The organism is Kitasatospora sp. NPDC040550, from assembly GCF_055594965.1.
Map to the genome: position 1 here is coordinate 140848 of NZ_JBVIWC010000015.1, position 18281 is coordinate 159128.

Annotated in this window: 16 protein-coding genes and 1 pseudogene; 6 read left to right on the plus strand and 11 right to left on the minus strand. The window is 73.3% G+C overall.

Annotation, left to right across the window (positions count from 1 at the left end):
- Positions 1 to 102: 102 nt before the first annotated feature.
- Positions 103 to 543, plus strand: a pseudogene (locus ACZ58X_RS22815) (flavodoxin family protein); the annotation flags it as partial.
- Between the two features lie 100 nt (positions 544 to 643).
- Here the strand turns inward: ACZ58X_RS22815 and ACZ58X_RS22820 are convergent.
- The 10 genes from ACZ58X_RS22820 to ACZ58X_RS22865 all read right to left on the minus strand — a co-directional run bounded on the left by ACZ58X_RS22820 (position 644) and on the right by ACZ58X_RS22865 (position 12304).
- Positions 644 to 1858: a saccharopine dehydrogenase family protein gene (locus ACZ58X_RS22820; protein WP_470335443.1), complete on the minus strand. Its 1215-nt coding sequence runs from the start codon at positions 1856 to 1858 to the stop codon at positions 644 to 646.
- A gap of 79 nt (positions 1859 to 1937) precedes the next feature.
- Complete coding sequence (locus tag ACZ58X_RS22825) at positions 1938 to 2726, minus strand: amino acid ABC transporter ATP-binding protein (RefSeq protein ID WP_470335444.1); 789 nt, start codon at positions 2724 to 2726, stop codon at positions 1938 to 1940.
- Positions 2719 to 3504: an amino acid ABC transporter permease gene (locus tag ACZ58X_RS22830; protein WP_470335445.1), complete on the minus strand. Its 786-nt coding sequence runs from the start codon at positions 3502 to 3504 to the stop codon at positions 2719 to 2721. Before ACZ58X_RS22830 ends, ACZ58X_RS22825 begins: the two co-directional genes overlap by 8 nt.
- Before the next feature lie 73 nt (positions 3505 to 3577).
- Entirely contained in the window at positions 3578 to 4462 is an 885-nt protein-coding gene (locus tag ACZ58X_RS22835; RefSeq protein WP_470335446.1) for an ABC transporter substrate-binding protein, read from the minus strand.
- A gap of 366 nt (positions 4463 to 4828) precedes the next feature.
- The gene (locus tag ACZ58X_RS22840; RefSeq protein ID WP_470335447.1) at positions 4829 to 6205 is read right to left on the minus strand and encodes an MFS transporter; all 1377 of its coding nucleotides are present in this window, start codon (positions 6203 to 6205) and stop codon (positions 4829 to 4831) included.
- Positions 6198 to 7400: a cytochrome P450 family protein gene (locus ACZ58X_RS22845; RefSeq protein ID WP_470335448.1), complete on the minus strand. Its 1203-nt coding sequence runs from the start codon at positions 7398 to 7400 to the stop codon at positions 6198 to 6200. The genes ACZ58X_RS22840 and ACZ58X_RS22845 overlap by 8 nt, the downstream gene beginning before the upstream one ends.
- A 76-nt stretch (positions 7401 to 7476) precedes the next feature.
- Positions 7477 to 8166 (minus strand): DUF5825 family protein, encoded by a 690-nt coding sequence (locus tag ACZ58X_RS22850; RefSeq protein ID WP_470335449.1) that lies wholly within the window; start codon positions 8164 to 8166, stop codon positions 7477 to 7479.
- A complete protein-coding gene (locus ACZ58X_RS22855; RefSeq protein WP_470335450.1) occupies positions 8147 to 10084 on the minus strand; it encodes a RiPP maturation radical SAM C-methyltransferase in 1938 nt (645 codons plus the stop codon). Before ACZ58X_RS22855 ends, ACZ58X_RS22850 begins: the two co-directional genes overlap by 20 nt.
- Before the next feature lie 118 nt (positions 10085 to 10202).
- Positions 10203 to 10364: a hypothetical protein gene (locus ACZ58X_RS22860; protein WP_470335451.1), complete on the minus strand. Its 162-nt coding sequence runs from the start codon at positions 10362 to 10364 to the stop codon at positions 10203 to 10205.
- Positions 10361 to 12304, minus strand: a complete 1944-nt coding sequence (locus ACZ58X_RS22865) for an alpha/beta hydrolase family protein (RefSeq protein ID WP_470335452.1) — start codon at positions 12302 to 12304, stop codon at positions 10361 to 10363. The genes ACZ58X_RS22860 and ACZ58X_RS22865 overlap by 4 nt, the downstream gene beginning before the upstream one ends.
- A 296-nt stretch (positions 12305 to 12600) precedes the next feature.
- Here ACZ58X_RS22865 and ACZ58X_RS22870 point away from each other — a divergent pair, with 296 nt between their 5' ends.
- Complete coding sequence (locus tag ACZ58X_RS22870; protein WP_470335500.1) at positions 12601 to 13668, plus strand: polyprenyl synthetase family protein; 1068 nt, start codon at positions 12601 to 12603, stop codon at positions 13666 to 13668.
- A 36-nt stretch (positions 13669 to 13704) separates the two neighbouring features.
- Here the strand turns inward: ACZ58X_RS22870 and ACZ58X_RS22875 are convergent, their stop codons facing one another.
- Positions 13705 to 14481, minus strand: coding sequence for a tRNA-dependent cyclodipeptide synthase (locus ACZ58X_RS22875; RefSeq protein WP_470335453.1), 777 nt, complete (start codon positions 14479 to 14481; stop codon positions 13705 to 13707).
- Positions 14482 to 14699: 218 nt separating this feature from the next.
- Between ACZ58X_RS22875 and ACZ58X_RS22880 the strand changes: the two genes are divergently transcribed.
- From ACZ58X_RS22880 to ACZ58X_RS22895, 4 genes are all read left to right on the plus strand, one after another.
- The gene (locus tag ACZ58X_RS22880) at positions 14700 to 15062 is read left to right on the plus strand and encodes a DUF485 domain-containing protein (protein WP_360232493.1); all 363 of its coding nucleotides are present in this window, start codon (positions 14700 to 14702) and stop codon (positions 15060 to 15062) included.
- Positions 15059 to 16807: a solute symporter family protein gene (locus ACZ58X_RS22885; protein WP_470335454.1), complete on the plus strand. Its 1749-nt coding sequence runs from the start codon at positions 15059 to 15061 to the stop codon at positions 16805 to 16807. Before ACZ58X_RS22880 ends, ACZ58X_RS22885 begins: the two co-directional genes overlap by 4 nt.
- A gap of 2 nt (positions 16808 to 16809) precedes the next feature.
- On the plus strand, positions 16810 to 17397 hold the full coding sequence (locus ACZ58X_RS22890) for a cysteine dioxygenase family protein (RefSeq protein WP_470335455.1): 588 nt from the start codon (positions 16810 to 16812) through the stop codon (positions 17395 to 17397).
- A gap of 133 nt (positions 17398 to 17530) precedes the next feature.
- A complete protein-coding gene (locus ACZ58X_RS22895; RefSeq protein WP_470335456.1) occupies positions 17531 to 18256 on the plus strand; it encodes a hypothetical protein in 726 nt (241 codons plus the stop codon).
- Positions 18257 to 18281 lie beyond the last annotated feature (25 nt).

An 18281-nucleotide genomic window follows, 5' to 3' on the forward strand; every position in this document is an offset into this window, starting at 1 on the left:
TGCAGCTCTGTGCATTAGCGAAGTCCGGGTCAGCGCACGTTCACTGGGCGCGGTGGGTCACCTTCGTTGCGGGGCAGTCAGCTAGGGTGCCAGAGTGTTCCGCCGATCTGGCTGGGGGACAACTCCTCCGTGATGAAGAAGGTCATCGAGCGGCTGTACGCGTGCTCGTCGATCCTGAACGAGCACGGGCAGTACGCGTACTACGGTCGGGTCGGGGGCTGCCTGATCACCGGGAACGAGGACGGCGCGAAGCACTGTGCGATGAACGTCCTGTACAGCCTCCAGCACCTCGGATACACGATCCCGCCGCAGGCCGACGCGGGCTGGGTGGGCGAGGCGGGGCCGGGGCCTTCGTACCTGGACGCCGGATCCGGCGGGCCGGAGAACGACTTCACCAACCGCAACACCACCTTCATGACCTGGAACCAGCTCCACCTGGCCCGGATGCTCAAGGACGCCGGGGGCATCCCGGCGCACGGCAACCAGCGGTCCGAGTGGGACGCGGGCTGCCGCTTCGACTTCGAGAACCCCGAGCACCGCTGAACGCGGTCGAATCGCGCGGTCGTTGCGCGGTCGTTGCGCGGTGTCGGGCGGGCCGGGGGCGGTTGGGCCGGCGTCGTCCGCGCGACCCCGTGGTGGGGTGTCAGCGGCCGGGGGCGGTGCGGGGTGGGGTGGGGAGGACGCGGAAGGAGAGGCCCGCCGCAGTGAGGCGGTCGATCAGGGGGCCGCCCATGGCGACCGCCGTGGTGAGTTGGCCGGCCACTGGGGGCAGGTCGTCGTAGGCGAGGCAGAGGGCGGACTCGGCGAGCATCTTGGCGGTCTCCTGGTAGCCGGGGTCGCCGCCGGTGACCTCGGTGAGGAGGGTCCGGCCGTCCTGGGCCCGGGCGGCGAAGCGGACGGCGAACCAGGAGCGGGCCCGCTGCTCGGGGCCCGGGCCGTCGCCGGGCTTGCGCAGGCGCTCCAGGGCGTGGCGCAGGGTGGGGAGTTGGGCGGCGAGGGCGAGCGCCGCGACGGCGGTGAGGCCGGCGAGGGCGATCGGCAGCCGGCGTACCGCCGCGTAGTGGGTGTAGCCGAAGTCCGGGCCGTACTCGTCCAGTGCGGCGGCCGAGCGGGACACCACCTGGGGGTCGATCGTGGGCATCGGCACGGCCCAGGCGCGGGCCGCCCGGGAGTGGTGGGGTCGGCCGGTGGGGGTGCGGACCAGCCGGCCCTTCGGCCGGGGTTCGACGGCGCGGCGGGCCCGGGCGGCCCGGGCCATGGCCAGCGGCCGGGAGAGGGCTGTCAGCGCGGAGGCGAAGGTGCCGCCGGAGACGGTGCCGCCGACGCGGACGAAGCCCTCGACGGAGAGCCGGGCCACCGGGCCGCCGCGGCGGACCAGTTCGTCGACGGTGAAGAGGACGCCGAGGTCGTGCGGCACCGAGTCGAAGCCGCAGGCGTGCACCAGCCGGGCGCCGCTGGCCACCGCCCGCTCGTGGTGGCGGAGGTACATCCGGTCGACGAACTCCGGCTCGCCGGTGAGGTCCACGTAGTCGGTGCCGGTGTCCGCGCAGGCCGCCACCAGTGGTTCGCCGTGCCGCAGGTAGGGGCCGACGGTGGACACCACCACCCGGGCCGAGGCGGCCACCTCGCGCAGGGCCCGGTGGTCGGCGGCGTCGGCCACCAGCAGCGGGAGGTCGGCGCAGTGCGGGTCGATCCGCGCCAGCCGCGCCCGGACGGCGGCGAGCCTGCCTTCGTCGCGTCCGCCGAGGGCCCAGCGGCAGCCCTCGGGCGCGGCCCGGGCCAGGTACTCGGCGGTGAGCCCGCCGGTGAACCCGGTGGCGCCGAACAGGACGAGGTCGTACGGGCGGGGCTCGGCCATCAACGTTCCCTACTCGCGGGTAATCGACTGCGCCACGCTAGGAGTCCGGCGTGGCACTGTCAACGGCGCCGGGCCGGAGTCAGAGCACGTCCGCGAGGAACTGCCGCAGGCGAGGGCTGCGCGGTGCGTCGAAGACCGCCCCGGGTGGGCCGGACTCGACCACCACGCCGCCGTCCATGAAGGCGACGGTGTCGGAGACCGAGCGGGCGAAGCCCATCTCGTGGGTGACCACCACCATGGTCATGCCCGCGCGGCCGAGGTCGGCCATCAGTGACAGGACGCCCTTGACGAGTTCCGGGTCCAGGGCGGAGGTCGCCTCGTCGAAGAGCATCACCTGGGGCTCCATGGCCAGCGCGCGGGCGATCGCCACCCGCTGCTGCTGTCCGCCGGACAGCCGGGCGGGGCGTACGTCGGCCTTGTCCCGCAGGCCGACCAGGTCGAGCTGGCGCAGGGCGGTCCCGGTCGCCTCCTCGCGGGAGAGGCCCCGGAGCTTGCGGAGCGGGAGGGTGAGGTTGCGCAGCACGCTCAGGTGCGGGAAGAGGTTGAACTGCTGGAAGACCATGCCGACCTGTCGGCGCAGCAGGTCGGGGTCGCGGTGCAGGACGCTCTCGCCGTCCAGCAGGACGTCGCCGCGGTCGGGCTCCAGCAGGCGGTTGATCGCGCGCAGCAGGGTGGACTTGCCGGAGCCGGACGGACCGATCACGGAGAGGGTGTGGCCCTCGGGGACGTCGAGGTCCACGCCGCGCAGGATCGGGGTGCCGCCCAGGGACAGGTGGAGGTCCCGGGTGGCCAGGCTGACCGGGGAGAACGACGTGCGGGTGGCCGGGGCGGTGACACCGGCGGTCTCGGTGGGGCGGTGGTCAGACACGTGCCGCTCCTTCGGGGACGGGGGTGGACTCGGGCGCGGGCCGGGCCTCGGAGCGGGAGGCGGCGGCCGGTGTGCCGCGACCGTGGCGGAGCCGTCGATCGATCACGTTGACCAGGTGCGTCAGCGGCACGGTGAGCAGGAGGTAGAACAGGCCGGCCAGCACCAGCGCGGACTCGTTGCCGGTGGTGGCGGCGGAGTCCTGGCCGATCCGGAAGAGGTCGCGCTGATCGGCCGTCAGACCGAGGAAGTAGATCAGGCTGGAGTCCTTGATCAGCGCGATGAGCTGGTTCACCCAGGCCGGCAGCACCCGCCGGACGCCGAGCGGGAGGATGATCAGCCGCATCGCCGCCGGGTACGAGAAGCCGAGCGCGCGCGCCGCCTCGAACTGGCCCGCCTCCACGCTCTGGATCCCGGAGCGGAAGATCTCGCCGAAGTAGGCGGCGGCGATCAGGGACAGCGCGAGGACCCCGAGCGGGTAGGGGTCCGGCCCCCAGATCTCCATCCCCTGCGGGGCCAGCCCCACGCCGATCAGCAGGATGGTGACCGCGGCCGGAAGGCCGCGGAACACGTCGGTGTAGACCCGGGCCGGCCAGCGCAGCCAGCGTGTCCGGGCGATGCCGGCCACGGCCAGCAGCAGCCCCAGGACGGTGCCGATGACTGCCGAAGTCACCGCGAGGATCAGCGTGTTGGGCACGCCGGTGGTGAGCAGGTCGGAGAGCGCGGAGCGCATCGATCCCCAGTTGAAGAACGTCTCCGCCAGCGTGCCCAGCTGGTCCACGTCGGCCTCCTTGTCGTCCGGGTCGGTGGTGGGGTGGTGGAGTGGTGAGGCGGTGAGGGAGTGGGGGGTGGGGTCAGGGCGTCGGGGAGGCGCCGGCCGGTGCACCCGTGGTCGGGGCCGCCTTGACGGGCGGGTAGCCGACCGAGCCGTTACCGGGCTTGAAGCCGTCCGGCACCGGGCGGCCCGGGTAGTACTGCTCCTGGAGGCGGGTCCAGGTGCCGTCCGCGATCACCTCGTCGAGGGCCTTGTTCAGCGCGGCGAGCAGCTCGGGGCGGTTCTGGGCGACGGCGAAGGCGGTCGGTGCGGAGCTGAGCTGCTTCTGGGCGAGGACGACCTTGCCACCGCTGTCCTGGGCGCTCTTCTCACCGATCTCCGCGGGCGAGATCCAGGCCTCGGCCGTCCCGGCCTTGAGCTGGTTCAGCGCGCCGTTGTAGTCGGGCACGCGCACCGGGTTGAGGTTGTTCTTGGTCGCGTAGTCGTCCTGGACGGTCCCCTGGACGACCACGACCCGCTTGCCCGCCAGCTGGTCGAAGGCGGTGATCGGCGAACCGGCGGGGACGTCCAGGCCGAAGTAGCCGAAGTCGTAGCCGTTGCTGAACGCGACCGTCTTCTTGCGGGCCTCGGTGACGGTGATGGACGAACTGCCCACGTCGAACTTGTGGTTGGCGACCTGCGACAGCAGCGACGAGAAGTCCGTCGCCGCGAACTCCACCTTGAGGCCGGCCTTGGCGGCGACGGCGGTGAACAGGTCGTTGTCGAAACCGGTGAACTTGCCGTCCTTGAGGTACACGTTCGGCGGCGCGTCCGAGAGGGTGCCGACGCGTATCGTCCCCGGAACGGACAACTGGTACGGATTGTCGGCTGACTTGGCCGACGAGGAGCCGCCGCCGCAGGCGGTGAGCGAGGCCAGCGAGGCGAGGACGGCGAGAGTGGTGGCGAGAACCCGGCGCGGGCCCATGGAGGCTCCAGAGATGTGGTGGTGAGGGGACGCGCGGCCGACCGGCCCGGCCCGGTCCGGGACGCACGGGGACCGTGGACCGGAGGCAGGGGGCAGGGCGGACGGCAGCGCACGACCGCACGGATCAGGGCGGTCGCGGAAAGGGGCAAGCGGAAGGAAGGAAAGAAAGAAAGAAGGCAGGAAACGGAGGGACGCGAGCGCCCGGCGTCAGCGCCGGAAGAGGGCGTGCGTCAGCAGCTGGGGCGACAGCTCATCGCCGTCACACGGCGCAGGTCGATGTGCCTGCGCGAAACGAGGTAACCAGCCATGCGGGCACTATGCGTGGTGATCGTCGGCGGAGTCAAATCCTCCGCCGACGCCACGGCGTCACAGTTCGCGGATCACGCGCCTGGTCAGCGCGTAGCCGAACGCGCCGGTCAGGCACAGTCCGGTCGTCGCGAACACCCCGCGGGCCCCGAAGGCGTCCACGGCCGCGCCGGCCGCGATCACCGAGAGCGGGAAGACCCCCAGGGCACAGAAGGTGATCGCCGCCATGACCCGGGCCAGCAGTGCGGGCGGGGTGCCCCGCTGCACGCCGGTGACGACCAGGACGTTGGTCACCGTGCTGGCGCCGCCGGCCAGGAAGAGCAGCAGCACGGCGCCGACCAGGCCGGTGAACGGCACCAGGCCGATCGCCGCACCCATCACCAGGCCGGACAGCATCGCCGTACGGCCGCGCGAGCGCAGTTCGGTGAGGCCGGCCGCGAACAGGCCGCCGACCAGCGCGCCGCCGGTGAAGGCGGCCAGCAGCAGGCCGAGCCCGACGGCGCCGGCGCCGAAGCCGTGGGTGGCCAGGGTCGGCAGGGCGACCCGGGTGGCGCCGCCCACCGTCAGGTTGGCGATCACCGTCACCGTGAGCACCGCGCGCAGCAGCGGCGACTCCCGCAGCAGGGCGCGGAAGTTCCTTGGGACGGAGGCGCGTTCGGAAATCGGGCCGGGCGGGGCGACCGGGCTGCCGCGACCGATCAGCAGCAGCGTGGCCGCCGACACGGCGAAGGTCGCCGCGTCCAGGCCCAGCGCGGCGGCCGGGTCCAGCCAGGCCACCAGCGGGCCGGCCAGCGCCGGGCCGAGCAGGCCGGCGCCGAAGGTGACCGTGCTGTTCAGCGCGTTGCCCGCGTGCAGGTCCGCGGCGGGCAGCAGGGTCGGGGTGATCGCCCAGGCGGCCGGCAGGAACACCCCGGCGCCGAGGCCGACCAGCAGCGCCAGCCCGCCGATCAGCCGGAAGTCCGCCACCCCGACGGCGGCCACCGCGCACAGGGCGGTGGTGGCGAGCAGCCGGCCGAGATCGGCGGCCAGCATCACCCGCCGGGCGCCGAACCGGTCGGCGAGCATCCCGCCGAGCGGGGTGGCGGCCAGCCGGCCCGCGCCGTAGGCGGCCACCACCAGGCTCAGTTGGCGGGCGCCGCCGGCGAGGGAGTAGACCAGCAGCGGCAGGGCGACCACCTGGAAGGCGTTGCCGAACTCCGAGGTGGCCTGCCCGATCACCAGCAGCCGGAAGCCGCGGGCGCGCAGCGGCGCCAGGCCGAACCGGGGGCGGAACCGCAACAGCGCTGCGGCGCGGGCCGGTTCGGCGCGGCCGTCTGCTTCCGTACGGCCGCCCGGCTCCGTACGGCCGTCCGCTTCCGTACGGCTGCCCGGCTCCGTACGGCCGTCCGCTTCCGCGCCGCCGTGCCCGTCGCCGCTCGTGCCGGTGCTGCTAGCCATCGAGCGACACCGGCAGCGACTCCAGGCCGCGCAACATGATCGTGTTGCGCCAGGGCAGGGTCTCCTCGGTGGTGGCCAGCTCGATCCGGGTGAAGCGCGACAGCAGGCCGGTGAGTGCGACCTCGCTCTCCAGCCTGCCGAGGAAGGAGCCGAGGCAGCGGTGCAGGCCCTGTCCGAAGGCCAGGTGGCCGGGGTCGCCCCGGTCCAGGATCAGCCGGTCGGGGTCGGTGAAGCGGGCCGGGTCCCGGTTGGCCGCGCCGAGCGAGAGCAGTACCAGTTCGTCCGCCGGGATCTCCACGTCGTCGACCATCACGTCGGCGTTGGTGAACCTCAACGTGGCCATGCTGACCGGGGATTCGTAGCGGAGGAACTCGTCGACGGCGACCGGCATCGACGCCGGGTCGGCGCGGAGCCGGGCGAGCTGGTCGGGGTGGTGGAGCAGCGCCAGGGTGGCGGTGCCGAGCAGGTTGACGGTGGTCTCGTGGCCGCCGATCAGCAGCAGGAAGACCATCGAGAACACCTCCCGTTCGGTGAGTTCGCCGGCGTCCCTGGCCTGCACCAGGTCGGTGAGGATGTCGGCCTTCGGCGATGCCCGCCGGGCTGCCATCAACTCCCGCAGGTAGTCGTTCAGTTCCTCGGTCGCCTGGGCGAACGTCAGGTCGCCGCCCTGGGTGAGGATCGCCGTCGACCAGGTGCGGAAGGCCTGCATGTCCTCCGGGGGGAAGCCGAGCAGCTCGCAGATGATCATGATGGGCAGCGGGAAGGCGAAGTCCGTGATCAGGTCGGCGGTCCCCCGGCCGCGCAGCCCGTCCAGCAGGCCGTCGGCGGTGCGCTCGACCAGCGGCCGCATCTCGTCGACCCGTCGGCGGGTGAAGACGCCCTGGATCAGGCGGCGCAGCCGGGTGTGGTCCGGCGGATCGCTGTTGAGCATGTGGACGACCTCGGAGCCGAGCGTCAGCCCGGCGCCGCGCCCGCTCGCGATGGCCTGGCTGCGGCGGACGTCCTGCCCGAAGCGCGGATCCGTCAACGCGGCCCGGACGTCCTGGTAGCGCGTCACCAGGTAGACCGGCAGCCCCTCGCCGAACTCCACGACGGAGACCGCGCCGGCCTCGCGGATCCGGGCGAGCGTGGGGTAGGGGTCGCGGATGAAGGCGGCCATCCGGGCTGCGGCGTCGTCGTCGACCGCGGTGGTCATGGCTCTCTCCTCGGGCTCGGAACTCGTGCGGCTGGGAAGCGGGGTGGCTGGGCGGCCGTGCGGTGGGTGAAGGCCGTCAGACCGTCAGCGACGGGAACGGCCAGCGGCGCACCCGCATCGGCAGGAGCCAGGCACGGCCCGCCTGTTCGGCGATCAGACCGGCCTCGGTGAGGTCCCGGTGGACGGCGTCCGGCAGCCGGTCGACCTCGACGCCCTCGGACAGCGCCTCCAACTGGGCCAGGTGGCCCGGTTCGTCGATGGTGAACAGCTCCAGCGTGCCGAACCGGCGGTCCCGCACCTCGACGAAGCCGGGGCCCCGCCGGAGCACGCACTTGCTCGGGAAGTACGTGGCGCGCCAGTCGGCGAGCACCTCCTGCGGGACACCGGTCAACCGCTCCGGTGGGTAGAGGTGGTGGAACCGGCGCTGCGCCGCGCAGCCGTCCGGGCAGACCGCCCGCCAGAGCACCGCCAGGCCCTGCCCGGTCGCCTCGCGCAGCAGCATCAGCGCCCGGGCGGAGGCGGCCGGCGCGTCCGCGCACAGCCGCACCGGTTCGGTCAGCCGCAGGCAGCGGACCCCGGCCCGGTGCAGTTCGGTGACCTCCGCCTGTGCCGGGCCGGTCAGGGTGCGGCGGCCGAGTGCGAAGCCCGGCAACTCCCGTACGGCGGGGTCGTAGTCGAGCCAGAGCTCGACCTCCGGGGCGCCCGCGCGCCAGGCGGCGGCGCCACCACCGTGCCGCCCGGTCCGTTCAGCCGATCGGGACGGCATCGGGCACCTCCTCGGTGCGGGTACGGGGCGAGGTGTGGGGGTGGATCACGGCTTCGGATTCGGGTCCGTGCCGGTGCCGCATCCGCATCAGCACCTGGTTGTCGGACTCGACGGCGACCTGGAGGTAGCCGTCGCCGTCGTGGAACAGCAGGCCCAGTGCGGTGAAGCGCTCCAGCACCGGCGTGACCGCCGCCGCGCCGCCGGGGACCTTGGCGGCCAGCGCGGTGGCCGAGCGGGGCCGGTCGAGGAGTCGGAAGACCGCGAGCTCCACCGGATCGGTCAGTTCGACGGCCCGCCAGTCGTACCCGGGGCGGGTGTTGACGAGTACGATCCGTGCGCCCGCGTCCCGGTAGCTGAGCCGGCTGTCGGGGAACCGCGCGAGCCAGGTGTCCACCGCCGTGCTCAGCCGTTCCGCGAGGTCGCCGCCGATCCCGCGCGGCGGAGCGCTGAACACGTAGGCCAGCTCGTTGAGTTCGCTCTCGGGCAGGCGGTAGGTGGCGCGGTACTGGAGGGCCGGCCGGGTGATCGCGAAGCCCAGCTCGGGGCGGTCGAAGTACGGGCTGAACCGCTCGATGGCGATCCGTCCCGCTCCGGTCGGCGGGTCGAGGTGGTGCAGCACGGGGAGCTGGCGGATCACCGACTCGTAGTCGTCCGGCTGCTCGCCCGGGAAGCCGTAGAGGTAGTTCCAGGTGACCGAGACCCCGGCGCTCTGCGCGTCCCGCAGCGCACGGACGTTCTGGCAGCCGGTCACCCCCTTGTCCATGATCCGCAGCACCCGGGTGCTCAGGTTCTCGATGCCGGGCTGCACCTGGGCCGCGCCCGAGTCGCCGAGCAGCTGGAACTGGTGGCGGCGCAGGTTGGCCTTGATCTCGAAGTGCAGCCGCAGGTCGACCGGGAGTTCGGCCAGCGATCTCAGGACGGTGTCGAAGTAGCCCATGTCCAGGATGTTGTCGACCACGTAGACGTCCAGCAGCTGGTGGCGCTCGGCGAGGGTGAGCACCTCGGCGAGGAAGTCGGCCGGCGGTTTGGAGCGGAACGCCATCGAGGACCCGTTGAGCCCGCAGAAGGTGCAGTGGTGCTTCTCGCCCCACCAGCAGCCGCGGGAGCCTTCGAGGACCAGCTTGGGGTCGACCCAGCCGGCCGCGACGGAGGCGTCGAGCCGCTCGAAGAAGCCGTCGTAGCGGGGTGTGAGGATCGCGGCGGGCGGCAGCGGCCGCTCCGCCATCGGGTTGGCCGTCGACCTCCCGTCGGCGTCGCGCCAGCACAGGCCGGGCACGCCGGCGGGGTCGTCGCCCGCCAGCAGGGCGGGGAAGGCGGCCTCGCCCTCGCCGCGCACCACGTAGTCCAGGAAGGGGAAGTTGCGGTGCAGCGCGGCGCCCTGCGGACCGTCGCAGTTCGCGCCGCCGAAGACCGTGCGCACCTGGGGGCAGCGCTGCTTGAGCAGCTTCGCGGCGGCGAGGCTGGCCGTGTTCTGCTGGAAGGTGGTGGTGAAGCCGACCAGGTCCGGTGGGTCGGCGGCGAGTTCGTCGACCAGCCGGGCGATGAACGCGGGGGCGAGGGCCCGGACGGTCCGGGTCAGGGCGATCTCCTGCGGGCTCGCGCCGTTGGCGGCCAGGTAGTCGAAGTAGTCGGCGGAGCCGTCGCGGTCGCCGTCAGGGCCGCCGCCGTTCCCGTCGTCGTACAGCGCGCCGGCGAAGGCCCAGTCGCCCGCACCCTGGAAGTACGACTTCTCGGAGAAGTACTGGTAGTCGTCCACGCCGAAACCCGTGGCCCCGGCGGCCCAGTCCACGAAGTCCAGGTTGGCGTACCGCACTTCGGTCGCGTGCCCGGCCCGGGCGGCGGCCGTGTGCAGGATCCCGAGGGCCAGCGAGGGCACGTCGATCGCACCCCAGGGCATGTGCAGCAGGACGATACGCATGGTGGCCACTTCTGTCGGTCGAGGGCGGTAGATGGCGGTCGAGGGCAGTGAGGGCGGTCACGGGACGGTCGGCGGGTGTCGCTCCGGGGCGCCGAGGGTGCCCCGGAGCGACGGTCGGTCACTTGTCCTTCTGCTCCGGCTTCGGCTTCGGCTGCCCCTTGAGGGCAGGCGCGACCGCTGCGGCCTTGGTGATGTCGAGCGAGAAGTTCTGGACCACCACGGCGCCCCGGTCACGCTCCGGGGTGCCGATCGGGTCGTTCTGGATGCTGCGTCGCTTCATGGCTGTTCACCTCCTTCCATCGGATCGGTGGGTGCCCCGGGGCGGTCGCCCCGGGGTGTCCGGGGGAGCGGTGCCGGCCAGGCGCGCCCGGCGAACCGGACCATCGCCTCCAGCACCGATCGGTGGTCGGCGGTCCGGCGGCTGTAGTGGCCGCCGTCCACCCGGAGCAGCTCGTGCGGGACCGCCAGCCGGCGCAGGTCCGCGGCGTACCGGTCGACCTGTTCGGGCGGGCAGCGCTCGTCGGTCCGCGAGGCGATCAGCAGGACGGGCGAGCGGACCCGGTGCACGTACGCGCGAGGGTCGGCCGCGCGGTAGCGCTCGGGGACCTCGTCCGGGGTGCCGCCGAAGAGCTGGCGGTCGACCTCGCGCAGGGCGGGGGTGGTGGTGCGGTAGGTGGCGGGGTAGTCCGCGATCGGCTGGGCGGCCATGCCGAGCGTCCACAGCTCGGGTTGCGCGCCCAGCGCGAGGAGGGTCAGGTAGCCGCCCCAGGAGAATCCGCAGAGGCCGGTGCGTTCCGCGAGCGCCGTGCCGTCGGCGACCAGTTCGGCGCGGACGGCGGCCAGGTCCTCGATCTGGGCCAGGCCGACCCGGTGGCCGTAGTCGTGCTGCCAGCCGGAGCCGTAGCCGGTGGAGCCGCGGTAGTTGGTGCGCACCACCGCGTAGCCGTGGCGCACCAGGGCGTTCACCCGGGGGTCGTAGGAGTCCCGGTCGTGGGTGGCGGGGCCGCCGTGGACCAGGAAGAGGGTCGGCCACGGGCCGGGCCCGGTCGGGGTGCTGACGAAGCTGTGGATCCGTCCGTACGGCTGGGGCGTCCAGCGTCTGCTGCGGCGGGTGTCGTCGTCGCGCTCCGGAGCCTGGTTCGGGGCGGTGTCCGGGGCGGTGTCCGGGGCGGGGCGGTGCGGCACCTCGGCGCCGGGGCGCAGGACCAGCGGGCGGGGCGGGGTGGACTCCCGGCTCCAGACGCAGTGCAGGGTGCCGTCCGGGGCGCAGGACAGGTCGTGGATGGTGCCGCCGGGCGTGCCGATCTCCCGGGCGGGCGCGGGCGGGGCCGGTTCCGCCTGCGGTTCGAGGGCCGTGGACGGTCCGAGGTCGGCCGATGGGCCGAGGTCGGCGAGGAGCAGCCGGCTCCGGCCGGCCCGCTCGTGCTGGATCAGCACCTCGTGCGGGCCCCGGTACCAGCCGGCCGAGATCTGCGAGTCGAACGACAGCTCCCGGTGTCTTCGCAGGCCCGAGCCCGCCCGCCAGGTCGCGACGGAGTACCGCTCGTCCTCCTCGATCACCAGGAGGAGCTCGGGTTCGCGCACGGCGAGGGGGTTGAACTCGATCGGCCAGAGCCGCCGTCGGGGGCTCCCGGCGAGCCGGGTCGCACCGTCCGGCGCGCTGTCGGGCGCGCTGTCCGCCGGCAGGTGCGCGGTCAGGTGCGAGGGCGCGGCCGTCGGCCACAGGAGCACTGCGTCCTCCCCGTCGGGGCGTCCGCCGAGGGCGAGCAGTCGGCCGTCCGGTGACAGGTCGGCCAGGCCCAGGTACCCCGGCGCCGAACCGATCGGCCGGGCCTCGCCCGCGGGCGGTCCGACGTAGCAGTGCGAGGCGTCGCCGATCCCGACGGCCACGGCCGCGAGCGCGCCGGTCCGGTCGAAGGCCACGCCGTAGGCCCGGCCGGGCGGCACGCCGTGCAGGGCCGCGCCGCGCGCGCCGCCGGTGAACGGCTCGCGCCACCACCGGCCCTCCCCGGCGCCGTCGGAGTCGAACCACCAGATGGCCTCGCCGTCCGGCTCGATCTCGCTCAGGTGGACGCCCTCGGGCCGGTCGGTGACCACCCGGCGGCGGTCCGTCCGCCGGTCCCAGGCGACCGCCTGCCAGCGCTCCTCGACGAGCCGGGTCTCGACCGCGCGGTCGGCCGCCAGGGCGGCGAAGCCGGGGGACTGGAACGCCTGCGTCACGGACCCGGCCCTTTCGGTTCGACGGTGGGAACAGAGCGCGCTGAACGTGCCGGGGCCGGTGGACCGATGTGAAGGTCGGGTGAACCCGCGTGAAGAAAAGGTCACTTGCGGAGGATCGCGGCCACTCTAGGAGGGTGTCGCGGTCACGACCAGACCTTTCGCACAGATGGCCGAAAGACAGCTGAGATGAATCCGGCCGCCGCCCGAGTGCCGCTGCGGCCCGCCCCGCCGCCGGACCCCGGTGGTGCGGGCGGCCCCGGGCGAATGCGAAGGTGGGCGGCGTGAACGAGACGATCATGGCAGCCGCCCGCGAACGGGCCGCCGGACACCGGCGCCGCTTCGACCTCCGTTTCGAGGCCTACTTCGACGCCCTGCCGGAGCGCCTCGACACCCCGCCGCTCAGCCGCTTCACCCCGCGCTGCCTGGAACTGCTCCGGGACCTCTCGCTGCGCGGCGGCAAGCGTCTGCGGGTCGCGCTGCTGTACGAGGCGGCCCGGCTCGTGACCACCGACCCGGTGCCCGGCCTGGCCGAGGCCGCGCTGAGCATCGAACTGCTCCAGACGCACGGGCTCGTCCACGACGACATCATCGACGACGCGGCCGTGCGCCGCGGCGGGCCCTCCACCTACTACGCCTACCGCCGGGAGTTCCCGGAGTCCGAGCGGACCGCGCTCGGCCTGGCCGTCCTGGCCGGGGACCTCGCCGCCTTCCTCGCGATGCGGGTCCTGCTGGAGGCGGACGTGCCCGCCGAACTGCGCCAGGCGATGCTGGAGGTCCAGCTGAACGCGGGGGCCGAGACGGTCGCCGGCCAGATCGTGGACCTCGAACGCGACTTCCGGCCGCTCCCGGACGAGGAGTTCCTGCACACCGTCTGCGAGTACAAGTCCACCCGGTACTCCGTGCTCGCCCCGCTGCGGCTGGGCCTGCTGGCCGCCGGCGAGGACGTGGCCCGCCACGACGCGCGGCTGCGCCGGTACGCGAGCCTGGTCGACATCGGCGGCCAGCTGCGCGACGACTACCTCGACCTGTTCGGCGAGGAGGACGCCACCGGCAAGTCGACCGGCGCCGACCTCCGCGCGGGGCGCCGCAGTTACGCGGTGACCGCCCTGCTCGCCGCGGCGGACGAGACGCAGCGGGCCGTGGTGGAGTCCGCGCTCGGCGACCCGCAGTGCCCGGCCGCCGCGGTCGAGCGGGTCCGCGAACTGGCCCGGCTGCTGGGCGTGGACGGGAAGCTCCGCGCCGACATGCGCCGCTGCGCGGAGGCGGCCCGCACGGAAGCCCGGGGCTGGCGGCCGTACTGGCGGGAGGAGGCGGTGGCCTTCTTCGAGGGCCTGCCGCTGTCGAACGTGGTCCCGGGAGGGTGAGCGGGCGAGGTCCGAGGCCCCTGCCCGGCCGACCGGTCAGCGCCGTCGGAGGGAGAGCGAGACGACGGTGAGCCCGAGCAACTCCTCGGGTGCGTGGGGGTGTTCTCCGCCGGTGATCTCGGAGACGGTGCTGAACGAGCCGGGGTAGACCATGACCGAGTGGTCCTCCCGCGCCAGGCAGCCGAAGATCGCCAGTTCCTCCAGGAGGTACCGGGAGGAGGTCTCGACGCGCCTCCACAGGTCGGCCTGGGTGAGCTGGGGGGAGGCCTTCCGGTGGTAGCGACGGCCGAACGCTTCGACGGACTCGCGGAACTTCCGGTCGGTCCGGTGGTAGTCGGTGAGGCTGCGGTGGAGCTCCGGGTAGGGCTCCCACCGCTGCACTTCGGAGCAGCGCAGGAAGGTGAACTCGGTCCGTTCGCGTTCGGCTGCGAACAGCGCCCCGGTGTCGGCGATGAAGCGGTCGCCCAGGGCCAGCGCCCGGGAGCGGGCTTCGTCCTCGGGCAGGTTCCGGGTGGAGGCCAGGGTGAGCCGGTGGATGCTGTCGCCGACCAGGACCGTGCAGCGGGGGAACCGCCCGGTGATCCAGCGGATCATGGCGGTGAGCTTGGCCGGGGTGAAGGTGCTGTTCTCCAGGCTGATGCCGAGGAAGCACCGGCCCCGGTCCGCCCGTTCCGCCCGGTCCGCCGGGTTCGCCAGGTCGGCCCGCCGGGCCGGAGGGGAGACGAAGTCGATGCTCGCCCGATAGGACGTGTCGGGTGGTCGGTTCCCGGGGATTTCCGCTGACGCGAGGGAAGCCGGTTCGTCAGAAGGCATGCTGCGAGCCGTCCGGGCGGTGGAGTGAAGGGCTGATCATCGGATCAGCTCGACGCTAGGTGGTGCGCGATCCGCCGTCAAGGGGCCTCGGTCGACGCCGGCGGACGCCGAGTGGAAGCGGGCGGACGGCGCTGCTGGACGCGCGTTGATCGCTCGTCTACCGGGGGATCCTACGGTCGGTGCGTTCGACACGTTCCGTACCGCTCAGAAGGATTCCCATGATCGACCCGGCCGCGCCGTCGCGCGGTGACACTCCCTGGATCGGCGACGATCCGCGCTTCGCCCGACTGCGCGCCAGCTACCGCAGGTTCGTCTTCCCGGTGACGGCGGCGTTCCTGCTCTGGTTCCTGGCGTACGTGCTCTGCTCGGCCTACGCCCGCGGCTTCATGGCGGCCGAGGTCGTCGGGAACATCAACGTGGCGCTGGTCTTCGGGCTGCTGCAGTTCGCCTCCACCTTCGGCATCGCCCTGGCCTACGGCCGCTTCGCCGCCCGGCGGTTGGACCCGCTGGCCGAGGAGCTGCGCAGGGCGGCGGCCGCCCTCCCGGGCGACGAGCACGAGCTGACGGGGAGCCGGGCATGACCGAGCAGCTTCCCCTCGCCGCCGCCACCACCGGCGCCACCAGCACCGCGCAGGAGGCCTCGCACCAGGGCCTGACCATCGGCCTGTTCGTCGCCCTGGTGGCGGTGACCCTGGTCATCACCCTCTGGGCGCGGCGGAGCACCCGGGGCACCGGCGGCTTCTACACCGGCGGCGGCCAGTTCTCCGCGCTGCAGAACGGCATCGCGATCTCGGGTGACTACCTGTCCGCGGCGTCCTTCCTCGGCATCGCGGGGATCATCGCGCTCTCCGGGTACGACGGCTTCCTCTACTCCATCGGCTTCCTGGTGGCCTGGCTGGTCGCGCTCCTGATGGTGGCCGAACTGCTGCGCAACACCGGCCGGTTCACCATGGCGGACGTGCTGGCGGCGCGGTTGCGCAGCGGGCCGATGCGGACCGCGGCCGGGGTGTCGACCATCGTGGTGTCGATCTTCTACCTGATCGCGCAGATGGTCGGCGCGGCGACGATCGTCGGCCAGCTGCTCGACGTCAAGGGCGCCTCCGCGCAGATCTGGACCATCGTCGGGGTCGGCGCCCTGATGATCGTCTACGTCGTGGTCGGCGGGATGAAGGGCACCACCTGGGTGCAGATCGTCAAGGCCGGGCTGCTGATCGCCGGCGCGGCCGTGATGACCGTGTGGGTGCTGGCGAAGTACGGCTTCGACCTCGGCCACCTGCTCGGGGATGCCGCCTCGGCCTCCAAGAAGGGTGAGGCCTTCCTCCGGCCCGGCCTCAAGTACGGGGCGACGGACGGCTGGTCGAAGCTGGACCTGGTCAGCCTCGGGGTGGCCCTGGTGCTCGGCACCGCGGCGCTGCCGCACGTGCTGGTGCGTTTCTACACCGTGCCGACCGGCCGCGACGCGCGGAAGTCGGTGAACTGGGCGATCGGCATCATCGGGGTCTTCTACCTGATGACCCTGGTGCTCGGCTTCGGCGCGGCCGCGCTGGTCGGCACGGCGACGATCAAGGCGAAGGACCCGTCCGGCAACACCGCCGCCACCCTGCTGGCCGAGCACCTCGGCGGGGGCGCCGGCACCACCGGCGGCTCCCTGATGCTGGCCTTCATCGCGGCGGTGGCCTTCGCCACCATCCTCGCGGTGGTCGCCGGGCTCACCCTGACCTCCTCGTCCTCCTTCGCCCATGACCTGTACGCCAGCGTGATCCGCAAGGGGCGGGCCACCGAGCGGCAGGAACTCGTCACCGCGAAGGTCGCCGCCGTGGTGATCGGCGCGGTCGCGGTCGCCCTGTCGATCTTCGCCCGGGACCTCAACGTGGCGTTCCTGGTGGCCCTGGCCTTCGCCATCGCCGCCTCGGCCAACCTGCCGGCGATCCTGCTGACCCTGTTCTGGAGGCGCTTCACCACCTTCGGCGCCAAGTGCGGCATCTACGCGGGGCTGGTCGCCTCGATCGGTCTGGTGCTGCTCTCGCCGATCTGCTGGGGCGGTGCGAGCAGCACCGTCCCCGCCGTGAAGCTGACGGCCGCCCAGGCGAAGGACTGCGGGGTGGACGCGTCCAGCAAGCAGGTCGGCAACGCCACGGCGCTGATCTCCTGCACCGCCACGGCGCCGGTGCCGTTGCAGAACCCGGGCGTCCTCTCCATCCCGATCGGCTTCGCGGCCGCCGTCCTCGGCTCGCTGGCCGGCGGTCGCCGCCGCCGGGACGAGGACGCGGACGGGCGCGGCTTCGCCGAGCTGGAGGTCCGCGCGCTCACCGGGGTGGGGAGGTAGCCGTGGCCACCGGATCCAACCTCGACGAGTTCCTCGCCGACCTCGCGCGCTACGCCGCCGCCGACGTCCTGACCGCCCAGCTCACCGCGGACACCCTGCGCAAGTACCTGCGCGCCGGGCTCATCGTCCCCGAGGACCTGTGCGCCGGTGACACCGAGGGCTACTCCCAGCGGCTGCTGCACGCCGAACCCACCCACTCCGTGGTCGCCCTGACCTGGCTGCCCGGGCAGTTCACCCCGATCCACGACCACATCGCCTGGTGCGTGTCGGGCGTGGTGGAGGGCGTCGAGGTGGACGAGGCCTTCCGGCTGTGGCGGCTGCCCGGGTCCGGTCGCCGGGTGCTGGCGCCGTACGCCCGGACGACCTGCTCGCCCGGCCGGGTGCAGCTCCTGGTGCCGCCCGACGAGGACATCCACCGGGTGTCGAACGGCGGCACCGGGCGCGCGGTCTCCCTGCACGTCTACGGTGCGGACATCTCGCAGAACATGGGCACCTCGATCAACCGGGTGTTCGGACAGGCGGTCGTGGACCGTCCGCCGGACGGGGCCCGCCCGGTCAGCTGGCGGAGCCCGGAGGCCCTCTCGACCTGAGCTCCCGGAGCTCCCGGAGCTCCCCGACCCACCCCTCGCCCGTGTGCCGGGGGCCGTCCGATCCGGACGGCTCCCGGCACTCGCCGTTCACCGCCCTGGTGCATCATGTCCGTGATCATCCGGGGGGTGTGTGATGGCGTTGTTCGCGCCGAAGTGTCCGGTGGAGCCGGACGAACGGGTCTGGATCGAGGAGTCGATGGCCTGGCTGGCGGCCGAGTTCGGCCGCGGGGTGCTGGACCGTGCCCCGGTGCTGCCGACGGCGGAGTTCTTCCCCGGGGCGTACCGGGGCTCCGCGGAGGACATCCGGGGGGTGATCGCCCTGATCTGCGGCCACCTGGACGTGCCGCCCAACCGTCTGACCATCGAGATCGAGCCGGACGACGGCGAGCAGGCGATGGTCGACGGCCTCCGGCTCAACCACCGCTCCCGCTCCGCCGCCGGGCACTACCGGCGGGAGAACGGGCGCCCGGTGATCGCCGTCGCCCAGCGCCAGGCCGCCCGTCCGGTCGCCCTGGTCGCCACCGTCGCCCACGAGCTGGGCCACGTCCGGCTCCTCGACGAGCAGCGGATCTCCCCGGACCGGCGCGACCACGAACCGCTCACCGACCTGCTGACGGTGCACTTCGGCCTCGGCGTCTTCACCGCCAACTCCGCCTTCGAGTTCAAGCGGAGCGACCGCGGCTGGTCGTACTCGCGGCTCGGCTACCTGTCCGAGCGGATGCTCGGCTACGCGCTGGCCTGCTACGCCCACCGGCGCGGCGAGACCAGGCCCGACTGGGCCCGGCACCTGACCACCAACCCGCGGGCCTACCTCAAGCAGGGCCTGCGCTACCTGGCGCGGAACCCGCCGGGCGCGTGACGGCCGGCGGGATCCGGCCGCCGGG